This is a genomic window from Ruegeria sp. AE3 (assembly GCF_056542225.1).
Genome location: NZ_JBQFZL010000001.1, coordinates 198,382 through 212,288, shown reverse-complemented (window position 1 = coordinate 212,288; position 13,907 = coordinate 198,382). Strand labels below are relative to the sequence as shown.

The window sequence follows — 13,907 nt, the reverse complement described above, 5'->3', positions numbered from 1 at the left end:
CTGGCACCGTATTACACCGGGCTAGGCGCATAGTTTTTCAACCAATCGCTGCATGAATTTATGACCGGCTTCGAATTGTTCAATCGTAACAAACTCATTCGGCTGATGTGCCTGCGCTATGTCTCCGGGTCCACATATCACGGCAGAATACCCGGCCTCCTGAAACTGGCCTGCCTCGGTCCCGTAACTGACCACATGGCTTGCGTTGTCTCCGGTCAGGGCGCGTACCAGTGCTTCGGCTTCACCATCCTCTTCCGGGATCAACCCCGGAATCGCGAAGTTTTCAGTCAGTTCGATGCGGGTATCCGGGTGAACGGCCTGCATCTGAGCCTCAATGTGCCGAACCTGTTCGAAATAGGCATCTCGCCATTGGGCCTGCGTTTCGTCGGGCACGGTCCGAAAATCCATCATGAACCGGCAGTCTTTGGCAGTAATGTTATGGGCCGTTCCGCCTTCAATCATACCGACATGGCAGGTTGTCCAGGGTGGATCGAATACGGCGGCAACGGCACTGGGTTGCGCCGCCAAGTTCCGCGCGTTCTGCTGGTTGGCCCAGTCGATCAATGGGGCCGCTGCCATGATGGCGTTGACGCCTGTGTGCATGATCGAGCTGTGAACTTCGAACCCGACGATATGGGTGTCAAAGCCGAAACCGCCCTTGTGACCTGTTACCGCCTGCATCATCGACGGCTCACCCACGATCACCGCCGAACCTTTGGGGAGAACGTCGTGCATCGCCTCGATCATCGGCGGCGCCCCGGTACAACCGACTTCCTCATCAAAACTCAGCGCAAGTTGGAGCGGTCGCCTCACATTTGCGTAATGCGCCTCGACCAGCGCCCAGATGGCAAGCGCATCAAATCCCTTCATGTCGCAGGTGCCGCGCCCGAAATATTTGCCGTCCTTCTCGGTCACGGTGAAGGGGTCGGTGTCCCAGGGTTGCCCGTAAACCGGTACTACATCCGTGTGCCCGGACAGCACAACTGAGCCTTCTTCCAAAGGGCCGACATGCGCAAAGATCGCCGCCTTATGCGGCTGATTCGGATCAGCCCAGCGGTGCGACGTGATCCCATGGCTTTTCAGGTATTCTTCCACCCAGTCGACCAACGGCAGATTGGTGTCACGACTCACGGTTGGAAATGAGATCAGCTTGGTCATGATCTCAAGCGGCGTCAGGCGCTTGCCCATCGGGTCAGTACCCACTGTCTGTGGTCAGGATAAAGTGACCCGGTTCAACCTCGTGATATTGAGAGGGTTCCGGTTTGAAATCGACAGGGTGGATTGGTGACGGGATCGGTTTGAAGTTCAGGTCTTTTTCAGTCTTTCGCTTGTTCGGGTCAGCAATTGGAACTGCCTTCATCAACGCCTGCGTATAGGGGTGTTGTGGGTTTTCAAACACACGCGCACGCGGGCCCAGTTCCACAATGCGGCCCAGATACATAACGCCGACATAGTGGCTGACACGTTCAACCACGGCCATGTCATGGCTGATGAACAGATAAGACAGCCCCAAATCGGATTGCAGTTCCATCATCAAGTTCAGAACCTGTGCCTGAACCGACACATCGAGGGCCGAGACCGCCTCATCCGCGATGATCAGCTTGGGGTTCAGGGCCAGTGCGCGGGCAATCGCGATCCGCTGACGCTGCCCACCGGACATTTCATGCGGGAAACGACGCATGAAGCTGCGCGGCAGCTGCACTTTGTCGAACAATTGTGCGACGCGGTCCTGCAACTCGGATCCCGACGCCACGCCATAGTTGCGCATCGGCTCGGCGACCTGATCGACCAGCTGCATTTGTGGGTTCAGCGAGGCGAACGGGTCCTGAAAGATCATCTGCATGTCCAGCCGCGCCTTGCGCAGGCCGGACGGGTCCAGCTTCATGATATCGACACCGTCCAGATTGACCTCACCCGCCATCGGCTCGACCAGCCGCAGGATCGAACGCCCGGCCGAGGACTTGCCGCACCCGGATTCGCCCACAAGGCTGAGCGTCTGACCTTTGTTCAGTGTGAATGACACATCCTCCACCGCATGAACGTTCGAGATCGTGCGCCGCAGAAGACCACCTTTGACCGGAAACCGCGTGGTCAGGTTCTTTACCGTCAACAAAACTTCTTCGGTTCCGGGGATGGGTGCAATTTTCTGCCCCTCGACACCCAGCAACTTCATCGGTTCGGGCGCCGACTTACCCTGCATTTCACCCAGCTTCGGCACTGCGGCCAAAAGCGCCTTGGTGTAATCATGCTGCGGGTTTTCAAAGATTTCCCTGACGGTCCCCTCTTCGACCTTGTTGCCGCGATACATGACGACAACACGGTCAGCCATCTGCGCCACAACCGCCATGTCATGGGTGATGAACATTACCGCCGTACCGGTTTCGCGCTTGAGGCGATCCATCAGGGCCAGGATCTCGGCCTGAATGGTCACGTCCAGCGCTGTGGTAGGTTCATCCGCGATCAGCAAGCGGGGTTCGCAGGCCATCGCCATTGCGATGACGACACGTTGGCGCATCCCGCCCGACAGCTCATGCGGGTACTGTTTCAAACGACGCTCAGGCTCGGGGATGCGAACCTGGCGCAGCAACTCAAGCGCCCGGTCCTCGGCCTTTACCTTCGACATCTGCTTGTGGATGCGCAGACCTTCGGTCAACTGGCGACCAACGGTAAAAACTGGGTTCAGCGCCGTCATCGGCTCCTGAAAAATCATCCCGATCTCGTTGCCGCGAATCTGTTTCATCAGATCCGGATCGGCTTTGGACAGGTCCATTTCGCCCCCATCGCGGCGATCGAACAGAAGTTCACCACCCGCGATTTCACCCCCTCCGAACTCGACCAGCCGCATCAGCGACAGCGAAGACACCGATTTCCCCGAGCCCGATTCGCCAACGATACAAACGGTTTCACCCGGTTTGATCTCGAACGAGACATCCTCAACACCGACAACGGGGCCATCCTTCGTCTGAAACTCCACCCGCAGTTTTTTAATCTGTGCAATAGGCTGATCCAGCACGCGCGCGCTCCCTTGACGACGGTATTCTTTTTCTGAATTCCGAACGCTAAGGCGGGCCGCCGGGAAAAGTCAAACCCATTACACATTTTCGCGACGGCACTACTTGCAATTTTCTCAGGTTCTGTTTCGATACGCCATGTAACCGACCTGGGGAGGCGGCGCAGACTGAAATCGTTAGCGCTATTATCTTTGTTGATCAAAACCTTACCTTGGGGCGGCAACGCCAAACCCGCAGGCCTTGCGGAGATAATCGAGACACGAACGTGTCCAACTTGGGAGTAACTTATGAAAATCAAAACCCTTTTGCTTGGTGCGATTGCAAGCACGGCGATGGCCCCTGCGGCCTTTGCTGAGCGTGGATCGGACGGCAATGTCAGCATCATTTACTGGCAGGCGCCGTCGATCCTGAACCCGTACCTGTCCTCGGGCACCAAAGACATCGAATCGGCTTCGTTGGTGATTGAACCGCTCGGTCGCTATGACCAAGACGGGAACCTTGTAGCCTATCTCGCCGAGGATATCCCGACCGTGGAAAACGGTGGTGTTTCGTCGGATCTGAAATCGATCACGTGGAAGCTGAAAACCGGTTTGGTCTGGTCCGATGGATCGCCCGTGACGTCGGCCGACGTAAAGTTCACCGCGGATTATTGCATGCATCCGGAAGGTGGTTGCGCCCAGCTTGCCAAGTTTGAAGGCGTCGAAAGCGTGGAGGCAATCGACGATCTGACCATCAAGGTCAACTTTGCCGAACCAAAGCCGAACCCCTATGGCCCGTTCATGGGTGGTCAGTCGCCAATTATCCAGATGGCCCAGTTTCAGAACTGCATGGGCTCCAAGGCGCCTGAATGTACAGACCAGAACTTTGGCCCGATCGGAACCGGCCCGTTTGTTGTGGACGAATTCAAGCCAAACGACGTGATCACCATGTCGGCCAACCCGAATTATCGTGACCCAAACAAGCCCGCTTTTGCCACGCTGACCTTCAAAGGTGGCGGTGACGCAACGGCGGCTGGCCGTGCTGTGATGGAAACCGGCGAATTCGACTATGCGTGGAACCTGCAGCTGGCGCCTGAAGTCATCGAGCAGATGAAGGAAGGTGGTAAAGGTACTCCCATCGCGGCATTCGGGACCCTGGTTGAGCGGATCGAAATGAACATGACAGATCCGTCCCCCAGCCTGCCTGAAGGCGAACGTTCAACCGCCAAACATCCGCACCCAGCCTTGTCGGAACTGGCTGTTCGCAAGGCCCTGTCGATGGCAATCGACCGTGATCTTCTGGTTGAGATTGGCTACGGTCAAGCCGGTCGCCCGACCTGCAACCTGGTACCGGCCCCGGCATTGTACGCAAGCGACAACACCGAGTGTCTGACGCAGGACATTGACGGCGCGAACCAGATGCTGGATGAAGCCGGCTGGGTGAAAGGCGCTGACGGCGTCCGCGCCAAGGATGGTGTAAGACTGTCGCTGGTCTATCAAACCTCGACCAACGCTGTTCGTCAGGACTTCCAGGCGCTGATCAAGGAATGGTGGAGCCAAATCGGTGTTGAAACCGAGCTGCGCAACATCAACGCGTCGGTCTTTTTCGGCGGTGACCCGGGCAGCCCGGACACATTCCAGCGTTTCTATGCAGACGTTGAAATGTACGCCAACAACTTCGATGGCACCGATCCGGAAAGCTATCTTGCGCAGCACACCTGTGACAAGGCACCCAAGCCGGAAAGCCAGTGGCAGGGTGAGAACATCAACCGTTACTGTGACGCCGAGTATGACAAGCTGGTGGCCGAACTGGGCCGCACCGGTGAGCTTGAAAAGCGTGGCGAAATTGCACGTAAACTCAACGATATGCTGACCAAGGACAGCTATGTCGTGGTTCCGCTGGTTGATCGTGGACGGGTCTCTGCACATTCCAACACGTTGGGTGGCGTGATCCTGAACACTTGGGACAGCGAGCTTTGGAACGTTGCGGACTGGTACCGCAAAACCGGCTCCTAAGCGTTAAACCTGCCAAGCCGCGCCCCGATCTTCGGGGCGCGGTCATTTGCAGGCCGTTCCAACAAGAAGACGCATCAACAAAGGCGCCTTTGAATGCTCAACTTTACAATCAGACGACTGGTGTTGGCGGTGCCCACACTGCTGTTCATCAGCCTCGTCATCTTCCTGCTGCTCGAGCTTGCCCCTGGCGACCCGATGGCACAGGTTCCGCTCACCGTTCCCCCGGAAGTCAAAGAGAAGATGCGCGAGGCGCTTGGCCTCGGCCAGCCGATGCATATCCGGTTCTGGAAATGGATCGTGCAGTTCTTCTGGATAGAACCACAGGTATTGGTCGACTCTGTATTCGGTACAACCTTCTCCGAAGGCGACTTGCGCGTGATTTCATGGCAGACCCGCTCGCCGGTCATGGACATCGTCGTTCAGCGGATCCCGCAGACCCTGTGGGTTGTCGGCACCGCCTATGTGGTCGCCATCCTGATCGCGCTGCCCATCGGCATCTATTCGGCCTACCGCCAATATTCCTGGTTCGATCAGATGGGTACCTTCGTGTCGATGGTTGGCTTTTCCGTTCCACCCTTCTTCTCGGGTGTTCTGGTGATCGTCATATTCTCGGTCCAGCTGGGCTGGTTCCCGTCGATCTATGACACCACGCTGGTGGTCAACAGCTGGGACAGTTTCGTTGTGCAACTCAAACAGATGATCATGCCGGTCATGGTTCTGGCCTTGCAGATTACAGCGCAGCTCAGCCGGTTCATGCGCGCGTCCATGCTGGATAACCTCAATCAGGATTATGTTCGCACCGCCCGCGCCAAGGGTCTCAGCGAATACACCGTGGTCATGGTTCACGTTCTGCGAAACTCGATGATCCCGGTGGTCACCGTGATTGCGCTGGGTATTCCGTCCATCTTTGGTGGCGCCATCATCACCGAGCAGGTGTTCAAAGTGAATGGCATCGGTCAGCTGCTGATCGGAGCGATTCAGGCCAATGATCTGCCGATGGTGCAAACCCTGACCTTCATCTTTGCCGTACTGATCGTGCTGTTCAACCTGATCGCTGACGTACTTTACGGCATTCTGGACCCGAGGATTCGATATGACTGATCATGATCGTACCGATACACTGGTCCCGGACGAAGGATTTGCACCTGCCTCGACAGCCTTGCCAACGGCCGGCGTGATGGAAGAACTGGCCACCCCTCCCCGCAGCCAATGGCGCGATGTGTGGGATCAGTTCAAGACCCACAAAGGCGCAATGGTCGGTGCGATCCTGTTTATCATCATCGTCGCCGGTGTTTATTTGGGCCCGTATCTGTGGAGCATCGATCCAACCCAGATCGATATCCGGTCGCGCAATCAGGGCCCCAGTTGGGCGCATCCCTTTGGCACCGATCAATTGGGTCGCGACATTCTTGCGCGCATGATGTCGGGTGGTCAAACCTCAGTCTCGGTTGGCATAACCGCGATGTTGCTGGCGCTGTTTCTGGGATCGTTCATCGGCGTTCTGGCAGGATTCTTCAGACGGCTCGATGGGCCGCTGATGCGCCTGACCGACCTGTTTCTGGCCCTGCCCCTGCTGCCTTTGCTGCTGGTCATGATGCTTCTGTTCCGCGAGCCCCTGTCAGCGGCTTTTGGGCTGGAGCGCGGGATATTCATCCTGATCGTCTGCGCCATCGGCATCACCTCATGGATGCCGACTGCGCGGATCGTGCGCGGTGATGTGCTGGCCATCAAGGAACGTGAATTCGTTCTCGCCGCGCGCTCCATCGGCACCAGTAACAGCCAGATCATCACGCGGCATATCCTGCCGAACGTTCTGTCGCCAATCATGGTGTCGGCAACGCTGGGGATTGCCACAGCGATCATCACCGAAAGCGCGCTGTCCTTCCTTGGGTTGGGATTCCCGCCCGACTTCCCGACATGGGGCCGCCTGTTGTTTGATGGTGTCGACTATCTTCAGCAATACCCCGAGCGTGTATTCTGGCCCGGTCTGGCAATCTCGCTGACGGTGCTGAGCGTCAACTATCTGGGTGACGGTCTGCGCGACGCGCTGGATCCCCGCATTCGCGGACGCTGAAACAAGTTTAGTCGGCGCGCCTCAGCGCGCCGGCCAACAGCACGATCAGAACGGCCAGTGGCAACAGCACGGCGAACGCCAGACGCAGGCCAAACAGTTCCGCCAAAAATCCGATCAGCGGCGGCCCTATCAATAACCCGCCATATCCCAGCGTAGCTACACTTGCGATGGCTTGCCCCGGCGGGACAAGCGGATCGCTGGCTGCACGGCTGAACGCCAGCGGCATGATCACCGCATACCCTATGCCCATCAGCGCAAACCCCGCCAATGCGGGCAAAGGCGCGACCGAAGAAACCACAGCGAAAACGCCCAACGCCGCGCAGATCCCGCCGAACCGGGCCGTCGCAGCGGGACCAAACCGCATAATGACAATCGCGCCTGCTAGGCGAAACGCCACCATCGTCACGGAAAACACGGCATAGCCCAATGCGGCAACACTTTCGGGCGCCCCGGAAACGTCTCGCAGGAAAATCGCGCTCCAGTCTGCGACGGCGCCTTCACCCAATGCACCGCACATGGCCGCGAATCCGACCAGTATCAGCGCGCCCGAGGGCAAAGCAAAACCCGAGCTTTGCGACCGCTCGGACCGTTTCGACGTCCAGCGCACCCACGACAAGGCCAGCGCGAAGGCAACAACCGCGCCACCCGCCAATAGGAAATGCACCAGAACCGTCAGCCCCATCTGAACAGCCACGTACCCGCTGAGCGCGCCAAGACCGGCCCCAAGGCTCCACATGGCGTGGAATGACGACATTACAGGTTTGTCATATGCCTGCTCGACCTCGGCGGCCCAGGCATTCATCGCCACATCCATCGATCCGTGAAAGGCGCCAAAAACAAACAAACATAACGCCAGCGCCCAAAACCCGCCAGCAACAGCAAGCAGGACCAGCGACATCGTGTACAGAACGGCCACAATCCGGGTTATCGCAACTGCGCCATACCGATCCGTCAACCGCCCTGTGACCGGAAACGAACAGACGGCCCCGGCCGCCATGAACAACAACCCGTACCCCAACGCGTCATGGGACAGCTCCAACCGGTCGCGCACGGCCGGTATGCGCGAGGCCCAGATGCCGAACAAAGCCCCGTTCAGGATGAACATGGTCGCAACTGCCCGCCATGCCGAGAAAACACCAATCAACAGAGAACCTCGTGCTGTCTGCCCGCCTCACCCGTTCTACAGGTTGGGCGCAAATTGGCAATTGCAGCTTAACCCAGGCGTTTGCGGATGCGCCGAACGGCGAACCATACGCCCGCTACAACCGGGATCGTCGCCGCCGCCGTCAGCATTCCCTTGCTTATGCCGGCGGCAGTCAACGGATACAGAAGGTAGCCGACAAGTGAGACCGCGTAATAACTGATGGCCACCACAGAAAGGCCCTCAACCGTGTGCTGCAAGCGCAAGGCAAGATCGGCCCGACGATCCATGCTTTCCAACAGGGCCTGATTTTGTGCACTCCGCTCGACGTCCACCCTTGTGCGCAACAACTCACCCGCACGTATGGCCCGGTCAGACAGCGCCTGCAGGCGGCGTTCTGTTGATTTCACGGTACGGATCGCAGGGTCATAACGGCGCATCATGAAATCGGCAAAGCTTTGGCCGCCTTCGAACCTTTCCTCGCGCAGGACATCGATCCGCTGATTGACCAGCGCCTCGTAAGCGCCGGTCGCACCGAATCGGAACGAACTGCGGGCCGATATGGTCTCGAGCTCGGTCGATATGGCCAGCAATTGAGGCAACAGCGCATCTGGTGGGGTGGTGTCATCCGTCATTTCAACCATCAGCTTCGCCAGCTGGGCATCCAGTTCCTCGATCCGGGGGGCCAATTGTTTGACGCGGGCAAAGCCAAGCATCGACATCGCCTTGTATGTCTCGATCTCGCACAGCCGCTGGATGATACGCCCTGTGCGGCGCGTGCCCGTGCCTTCGGTCACGAACAGGGCAAAACGCATGTGACCAGCCGGGTCGATACGGAAATCGCTGGCGCAAATTGCTGAAGCATCCAACACCCGCGACACCGCCAGACTTTCAGGTTCGAACCAATCAGCCAGAGCGACCTTTACAGCCGCATCTTCCGGGCGCGGCACCACCCGCATCAGCAGCGAGGTGATCCTCTGGCCCGGACTGGCCATTAGCCAATCCGGGGGAAATACCTCGAAATCAGCCGGGTTGAAGGGGCGGCCGCTGACATTCGGCACAATCGCCGTATACGTGACAAACTCAGTGTGCTGCTCCCATTTCAGCCAATGGCGTCCTATCTGCCCGGCATAATGCGTGGCCCCCGGCTGCGGATGTTGCGCCCCATGTCGGTCAAGCAGATCGATCAGATGGGCAATATCCTGACTGCGGTCCCGAGCGACGGCTGCTTCAGGCTTCTTGATCGCAAGAAAGGCGACCGTGCACGGCGTATCGGCGGCCGGAAACGGGCGGGCATGAAGTTCATTTGCCAGCGCATAGCGCAGCGGGTGATCATCGATTGGCGTCATTCCGAGGCTCCGATAGCGGTGTCCGCACTATACGTCACAACTCGGATACATCAATTCTTATTTTATTTCATATACTTACACGAATACAAAGGTATACAAACCGACTATCTCATTGATTTGGCTGCCACAGCTCGATCGGATTTCCCTCCGGATCGTGAAGCCGAGCGAACTTTCCGATCTCGCTGTCCCAGTCTGGGCGGGTCTCAACAGAGATTCCGGCAGCTTCGAGCTGCTGTATCATCGCGCCCAGATCATCGACCCGAAAATTGATCATCCATTGCTGATCCGGGTTTCCGAAATACTCAGTGTCTTTAGCGAAAGGCGCAAACACCGTATACCCTTCGCGCTGCTTCCAGGGCACCGGATCATAGTGGTTTACGCCCAGATGTTCTTCGTACCAGCGGCTCAACGCCTCAGGATCACTGGCCCGAAAGAATACGCCCCCTATACCGTTCACTTTCTGCATGTTTCGCTCCAACCATACGCACATCTAATATACCACAACCAGCGCGCTTCATCTGGCCATAAATATCCTAGGGGTTTGGGGGCAAAGCCCCCAATAAAACAAAAAAAGAAAAGGGCGCCCAAAGGCGCCCTTTGCAAATGGATCAAACCGGTTAATCACTCGATCATCGGCAGCAGCTTGTCCAGAGACGCTTTGGCGTCGCCATAGAACATGCGGGTATTTTCCTTGAAGAACAGCGGGTTTTCGATACCCGAATACCCTGTACCCTGACCACGTTTTGACACGAAGACCTGCTTGGCCTTCCAGCATTCCAGAACCGGCATACCGGCAATGGGGCTGTTGGGATCTTCCTGCGCCGCAGGGTTCACGATGTCGTTCGAGCCGATAACGATGGCCACATCCGTATCCGGGAAGTCGTCATTGATCTCGTCCATTTCCAGAACGATATCATAGGGCACCTTCGCCTCGGCCAGCAGCACGTTCATATGGCCCGGCAAACGACCCGCGACCGGGTGGATCGCAAAACGTACCTCTTTACCCTTGGCGCGCAGCTTACGGACCAGTTCACTGACCGATTGCTGTGCCTGCGCAACCGCCATCCCGTAGCCGGGAATGATGATTACACTGTCGGCATCGTTCAGGGCTGCAGCCACGCCATCAGCCTCAATAGCCACCTGCTCTCCCTCAACAGCCATCTGTTCACCCTGCGGGCCACCAAAGCCGCCCAGGATCACGCTGACAAAGTGACGGTTCATCGCCTTGCACATGATGTAGGACAGGATCGCACCGCTTGAGCCCACCAGCGCACCGACCACGATCAGCAGGTCATTGCCCAGCGAGAAACCAATCGCCGCCGCGGCCCAGCCCGAATAGCTGTTCAGCATCGACACAACCACTGGCATGTCCGCGCCACCGATGCCCATGATCAGGTGATAACCGATGAACAAAGCGGCCAGGGTCATCAGGATCAGCGGCAACAGCCCGCCAGACGCGGTGTACCAGATCAGACAGATCAGCGAGAGACCCGCAGCCGCCGCGTTCAGCGCATGACCACCGGGCAGCTTTGTCGCCGCCGAGGTCACTTTGCCCGCCAACTTGCCATAGGCCACGACCGAACCGGTAAAGGTGATCGCGCCGATAAAGATGCCCAGGAACAATTCCACGTGCAGGATAGCAAGTTCGGCCGGTGTCTTCTTGGCGATCAGTTTGGCAAAGGTGCCCAGATCATGCAAATCCGCCTCTTTCGCCGTATCCGCAATCGCCATGACCTGTGCCACGTTGCCGATTTCAAAATGTGCATTGAAACCCACAAACACAGCGGCCAGACCGACGAGTGAATGCATCGCGGCCACCAGCTGCGGCATCTCGGTCATCTGGACGCGCTGCGCCACGTATTGACCGATCAGACCGCCGCCAATGATCAGCAGGATCGACAGCAGCCACAGGCCAGAACCCGGACCAACCAGTGTGGCAAAAACCGCCAGCGCCATGCCGACGATGCCGTACCAGACCGCGCGCTTGGCGCTTTCCTGGTTCGACAACCCGCCAAGGGAAAGGATGAACAGAACAGCCGCAACAACATAGGCGGCAGTGGTGAAGCCAAATTCCATGTGCCCGGCCTCCTTAAGATTTCTGGAACATGGCGAGCATGCGCCGGGTTACGAGGAAGCCACCGAAGATGTTGATCCCGGCCATGAAGACGGACAGCGCCGCCAGCAGAATGACCAGGAACGACCCCGATCCGATCTGCATCAATGCCCCGACGATGATGATCGACGAGATCGCGTTGGTGATCGCCATCAGCGGCGTGTGCAGGCTGTGCGAGACATTCCAGATCACCTGGAAGCCTACGAAAATGGCCAGCACGAAGACGATGAAATGCTGCATGAAGCTGGCCGGGGCAACCAGCCCCACCAGCAGCATCAGCGCGCCACCAACACCCAAAAGGGTGAACTGCTGCTTGGTCTGCGCTTTGAAGGCCGCAATCTCCTGCGCCTTTTTCTCTTCCGGGGTCAGTTCCTTGACCTCGGGCTTTTTCTGCGCCGCAATTGCCTGAATCTTGGGCGGTGGCGGCGGGAAGGTAATCTCACCCGCATGGGTCACGGTTGCGCCGCGGATCACGTCATCTTCCATGTTGTGATTGATCTGACCGTCCTTCTCGGGCGTCAGGTCAGTCATCATGTGACGGATGTTGGTTGCATAAAGCGACGAGGATTGTGCCGCCATCCGGCTGGGGAAGTCTGTATAACCGATTATGGTCACGCCATTATCGGTTACGACTTTCTCATCCGGCACAGTGCCTTCGACGTTACCGCCACGCTCGGCTGCAAGGTCGATGATGACCGAACCCGGTTTCATCGCCTTGACCATATCCTCCAGCCACAGCTTGGGCGCCGGACGGTTGGGGATAAGGGCGGTGGTGATCACGATGTCCATCTCGGGCGCAAGTTCGCGGAACTTGGCCAGCTGGGCGTTGCGGAATTCTTCCGACTGGACCGAGGCATAACCGCCTGTGGCCGCGCCATCCTGCTGCTCTTCTTCGAAGTCCAGATAGACGAACTCCGCCCCCATCGATTCGACCTGTTCGGCCACTTCAGGGCGCACGTCGAACGCGTAGGTGATCGCGCCCAGCGACGTGGACGTCCCGATTGCGGCCAGACCGGCCACACCGGCCCCAACGATCAGCACCTTGGCAGGAGGAACTTTACCGGCGGCGGTCACCTGACCGGTGAAGAAACGGCCAAAGTTGTTGCCTGCCTCGATCACGGCACGATAGCCCGCGATATTTGCCATCGACGACAGCGCGTCCATCTTCTGCGCACGCGAGATGCGTGGCACCATCTCCATGGCGATCACGTTGGCGCCCTTGGATTTGGCCAGCTCCATTCCTTCTTCGTTGCCCGCAGGATTGAAGAACGAAATCAGGGTCTTGCCCTTGGTCAACCGTTTCAGTTCGGCCTCAGTCGGGATCCGAACCTTGGCAATGATATCCGCGGTCTTCCACAGCGACGCTGCGGTCTTGACCACCTCAACGCCTACGGCCTCGTATGCGGCATCCGAAAAACCGGCAGCCGCGCCGGCGCCTTTCTCGATCAGGCACTCATAGCCCAGCTTCTGCAATTGCACGGCCGAGTCGGGCGTCATTGCAACCCGGCTCTCACCGTCCAGTATTTCCTTTGGCGTGCCTATCTTCACTGGCAGTCCCCCTAATTTTTACTCTGTCCGAGCGGGTGGTCGGTATTCTTTGTTAAGCAAAGATGTATCCTGCGCAACATTATTTCGCAAGTGCAGCATTTTTTACGTGACATCACGAAATCAGCCACATTAGATCCAACGCCGCGTCTTGCGTTCGTAGCGTGCGAAATCCGTGCGGAACTGCCGGCGCAGGCGGTCTTCTTCCGGCAGGATAAACCGGCGCTCCAGCACCCAGACGAAGACTGGAACCAAAACCAGTGACAACACGGCGTCAAACCGCAGGATCAAACCCGCAAGAATCAGAACGTCACCGACGTAGATCGGGTTTCGACTGCGTTTGTAGATGCCCGTTTGCACCATCGCGGTCGGTGTCTCATGGGGAATGACGGTTGTTTTGTGGCGGCGAAACTCGACAATGGCCAGAACGGCCATCAGAAGGCCGCCGCCGATCAGAACTCCGCTGAGAAGGTCGGTCAGGCCGCTCTCTAGTGACAGGCCCAACGCCATGTATCTGGCTTGCGCCCATGCCAGCGCCGCGAAAGCGATCAACCAAACCGGCGGTACATCTATCCAGCGCATTCCAATCCCTCATGAGCGACGACAATTTCGGGTATATGTCGCTTCTGACCGACGTCCTATCGTTTTTCGACCAGATTGGCAAAAGACCAGTATGTCGC

11 protein-coding genes are annotated in these 13,907 nt (G+C 57.9%); 3 read left to right on the top strand and 8 right to left on the bottom strand.

The annotated features are described in order from the left end of the window. Positions 1–21: 21 nt before the first annotated feature. Together argE and ACR0NZ_RS01025 are read right to left on the bottom strand one after the other, a co-directional pair. The gene (gene argE / locus ACR0NZ_RS01030) at positions 22–1,188 is read right to left on the bottom strand and encodes an acetylornithine deacetylase (RefSeq protein WP_480517722.1); all 1,167 of its coding nucleotides are present in this window, start codon (positions 1,186–1,188) and stop codon (positions 22–24) included. 4 nt (positions 1,189–1,192) lie between these two features. Then, positions 1,193–3,013, bottom strand: a complete 1,821-nt coding sequence (locus ACR0NZ_RS01025; RefSeq protein ID WP_480516354.1) for an ABC transporter ATP-binding protein — start codon at positions 3,011–3,013, stop codon at positions 1,193–1,195. A 285-nt stretch (positions 3,014–3,298) separates the two neighbouring features. On the opposite strand from ACR0NZ_RS01025, the gene ACR0NZ_RS01020 reads away from it, so the two are divergent. The 3 genes from ACR0NZ_RS01020 to ACR0NZ_RS01010 all read left to right on the top strand — a co-directional run bounded on the left by ACR0NZ_RS01020 (position 3,299) and on the right by ACR0NZ_RS01010 (position 7,079). Then, positions 3,299–5,005 (top strand): peptide ABC transporter substrate-binding protein, encoded by a 1,707-nt coding sequence (locus tag ACR0NZ_RS01020; protein ID WP_480516352.1) that lies wholly within the window; start codon positions 3,299–3,301, stop codon positions 5,003–5,005. A gap of 93 nt (positions 5,006–5,098) precedes the next feature. Further along, a complete protein-coding gene (locus ACR0NZ_RS01015) occupies positions 5,099–6,106 on the top strand; it encodes an ABC transporter permease (protein ID WP_209504480.1) in 1,008 nt (335 codons plus the stop codon). Then, entirely contained in the window at positions 6,099–7,079 is a 981-nt protein-coding gene (locus tag ACR0NZ_RS01010) for an ABC transporter permease (protein WP_480476031.1), read from the top strand. The genes ACR0NZ_RS01015 and ACR0NZ_RS01010 overlap by 8 nt, the downstream gene beginning before the upstream one ends. Positions 7,080–7,086: 7 nt before the next feature. On the opposite strand, the gene ACR0NZ_RS01005 is transcribed toward ACR0NZ_RS01010, so the two are convergent. The 6 genes from ACR0NZ_RS01005 to ACR0NZ_RS00980 all read right to left on the bottom strand — a co-directional run bounded on the left by ACR0NZ_RS01005 (position 7,087) and on the right by ACR0NZ_RS00980 (position 13,809). Next, positions 7,087–8,223 (bottom strand): MFS transporter, encoded by a 1,137-nt coding sequence (locus ACR0NZ_RS01005; RefSeq protein ID WP_480516350.1) that lies wholly within the window; start codon positions 8,221–8,223, stop codon positions 7,087–7,089. A 68-nt stretch (positions 8,224–8,291) separates the two neighbouring features. Then, complete coding sequence (locus ACR0NZ_RS01000; RefSeq protein ID WP_480493829.1) at positions 8,292–9,569, bottom strand: DUF3422 family protein; 1,278 nt, start codon at positions 9,567–9,569, stop codon at positions 8,292–8,294. 109 nt (positions 9,570–9,678) lie between these two features. Next, positions 9,679–10,035 carry a VOC family protein gene (locus ACR0NZ_RS00995; protein ID WP_480516348.1) on the bottom strand — a complete coding sequence of 119 codons (357 nt, stop codon included), beginning with the start codon at positions 10,033–10,035 and terminating at the stop codon, positions 9,679–9,681. A 155-nt stretch (positions 10,036–10,190) separates the two neighbouring features. Continuing rightward, positions 10,191–11,645 (bottom strand): NAD(P)(+) transhydrogenase (Re/Si-specific) subunit beta, encoded by a 1,455-nt coding sequence (locus ACR0NZ_RS00990; RefSeq protein WP_480476023.1) that lies wholly within the window; start codon positions 11,643–11,645, stop codon positions 10,191–10,193. 13 nt (positions 11,646–11,658) lie between these two features. Then, the gene (locus ACR0NZ_RS00985) at positions 11,659–13,230 is read right to left on the bottom strand and encodes a Re/Si-specific NAD(P)(+) transhydrogenase subunit alpha (protein WP_480516346.1); all 1,572 of its coding nucleotides are present in this window, start codon (positions 13,228–13,230) and stop codon (positions 11,659–11,661) included. A 129-nt stretch (positions 13,231–13,359) separates the two neighbouring features. Next, positions 13,360–13,809, bottom strand: a complete 450-nt coding sequence (locus ACR0NZ_RS00980; protein WP_480516344.1) for a methyltransferase family protein — start codon at positions 13,807–13,809, stop codon at positions 13,360–13,362. Positions 13,810–13,907: the final 98 nt, after the last annotated feature.

Coding starts and splice junctions, on each gene's coding strand:
- ACR0NZ_RS00995 (WP_480516348.1), bottom strand. CDS start 10,035: ATGCAGAAAGTGAACGGTATAGGGGGCGTATTCTTTCGGGCCAGTGAT.
- ACR0NZ_RS00980 (WP_480516344.1), bottom strand. CDS start 13,809: ATGCGCTGGATAGATGTACCGCCGGTTTGGTTGATCGCTTTCGCGGCG.
- ACR0NZ_RS01015 (WP_209504480.1), top strand. CDS start 5,099: ATGCTCAACTTTACAATCAGACGACTGGTGTTGGCGGTGCCCACACTG.
- ACR0NZ_RS00990 (WP_480476023.1), bottom strand. CDS start 11,645: ATGGAATTTGGCTTCACCACTGCCGCCTATGTTGTTGCGGCTGTTCTG.
- argE (WP_480517722.1), bottom strand. CDS start 1,188: ATGGGCAAGCGCCTGACGCCGCTTGAGATCATGACCAAGCTGATCTCA.
- ACR0NZ_RS01020 (WP_480516352.1), top strand. CDS start 3,299: ATGAAAATCAAAACCCTTTTGCTTGGTGCGATTGCAAGCACGGCGATG.
- ACR0NZ_RS01010 (WP_480476031.1), top strand. CDS start 6,099: ATGACTGATCATGATCGTACCGATACACTGGTCCCGGACGAAGGATTT.
- ACR0NZ_RS01000 (WP_480493829.1), bottom strand. CDS start 9,569: ATGACGCCAATCGATGATCACCCGCTGCGCTATGCGCTGGCAAATGAA.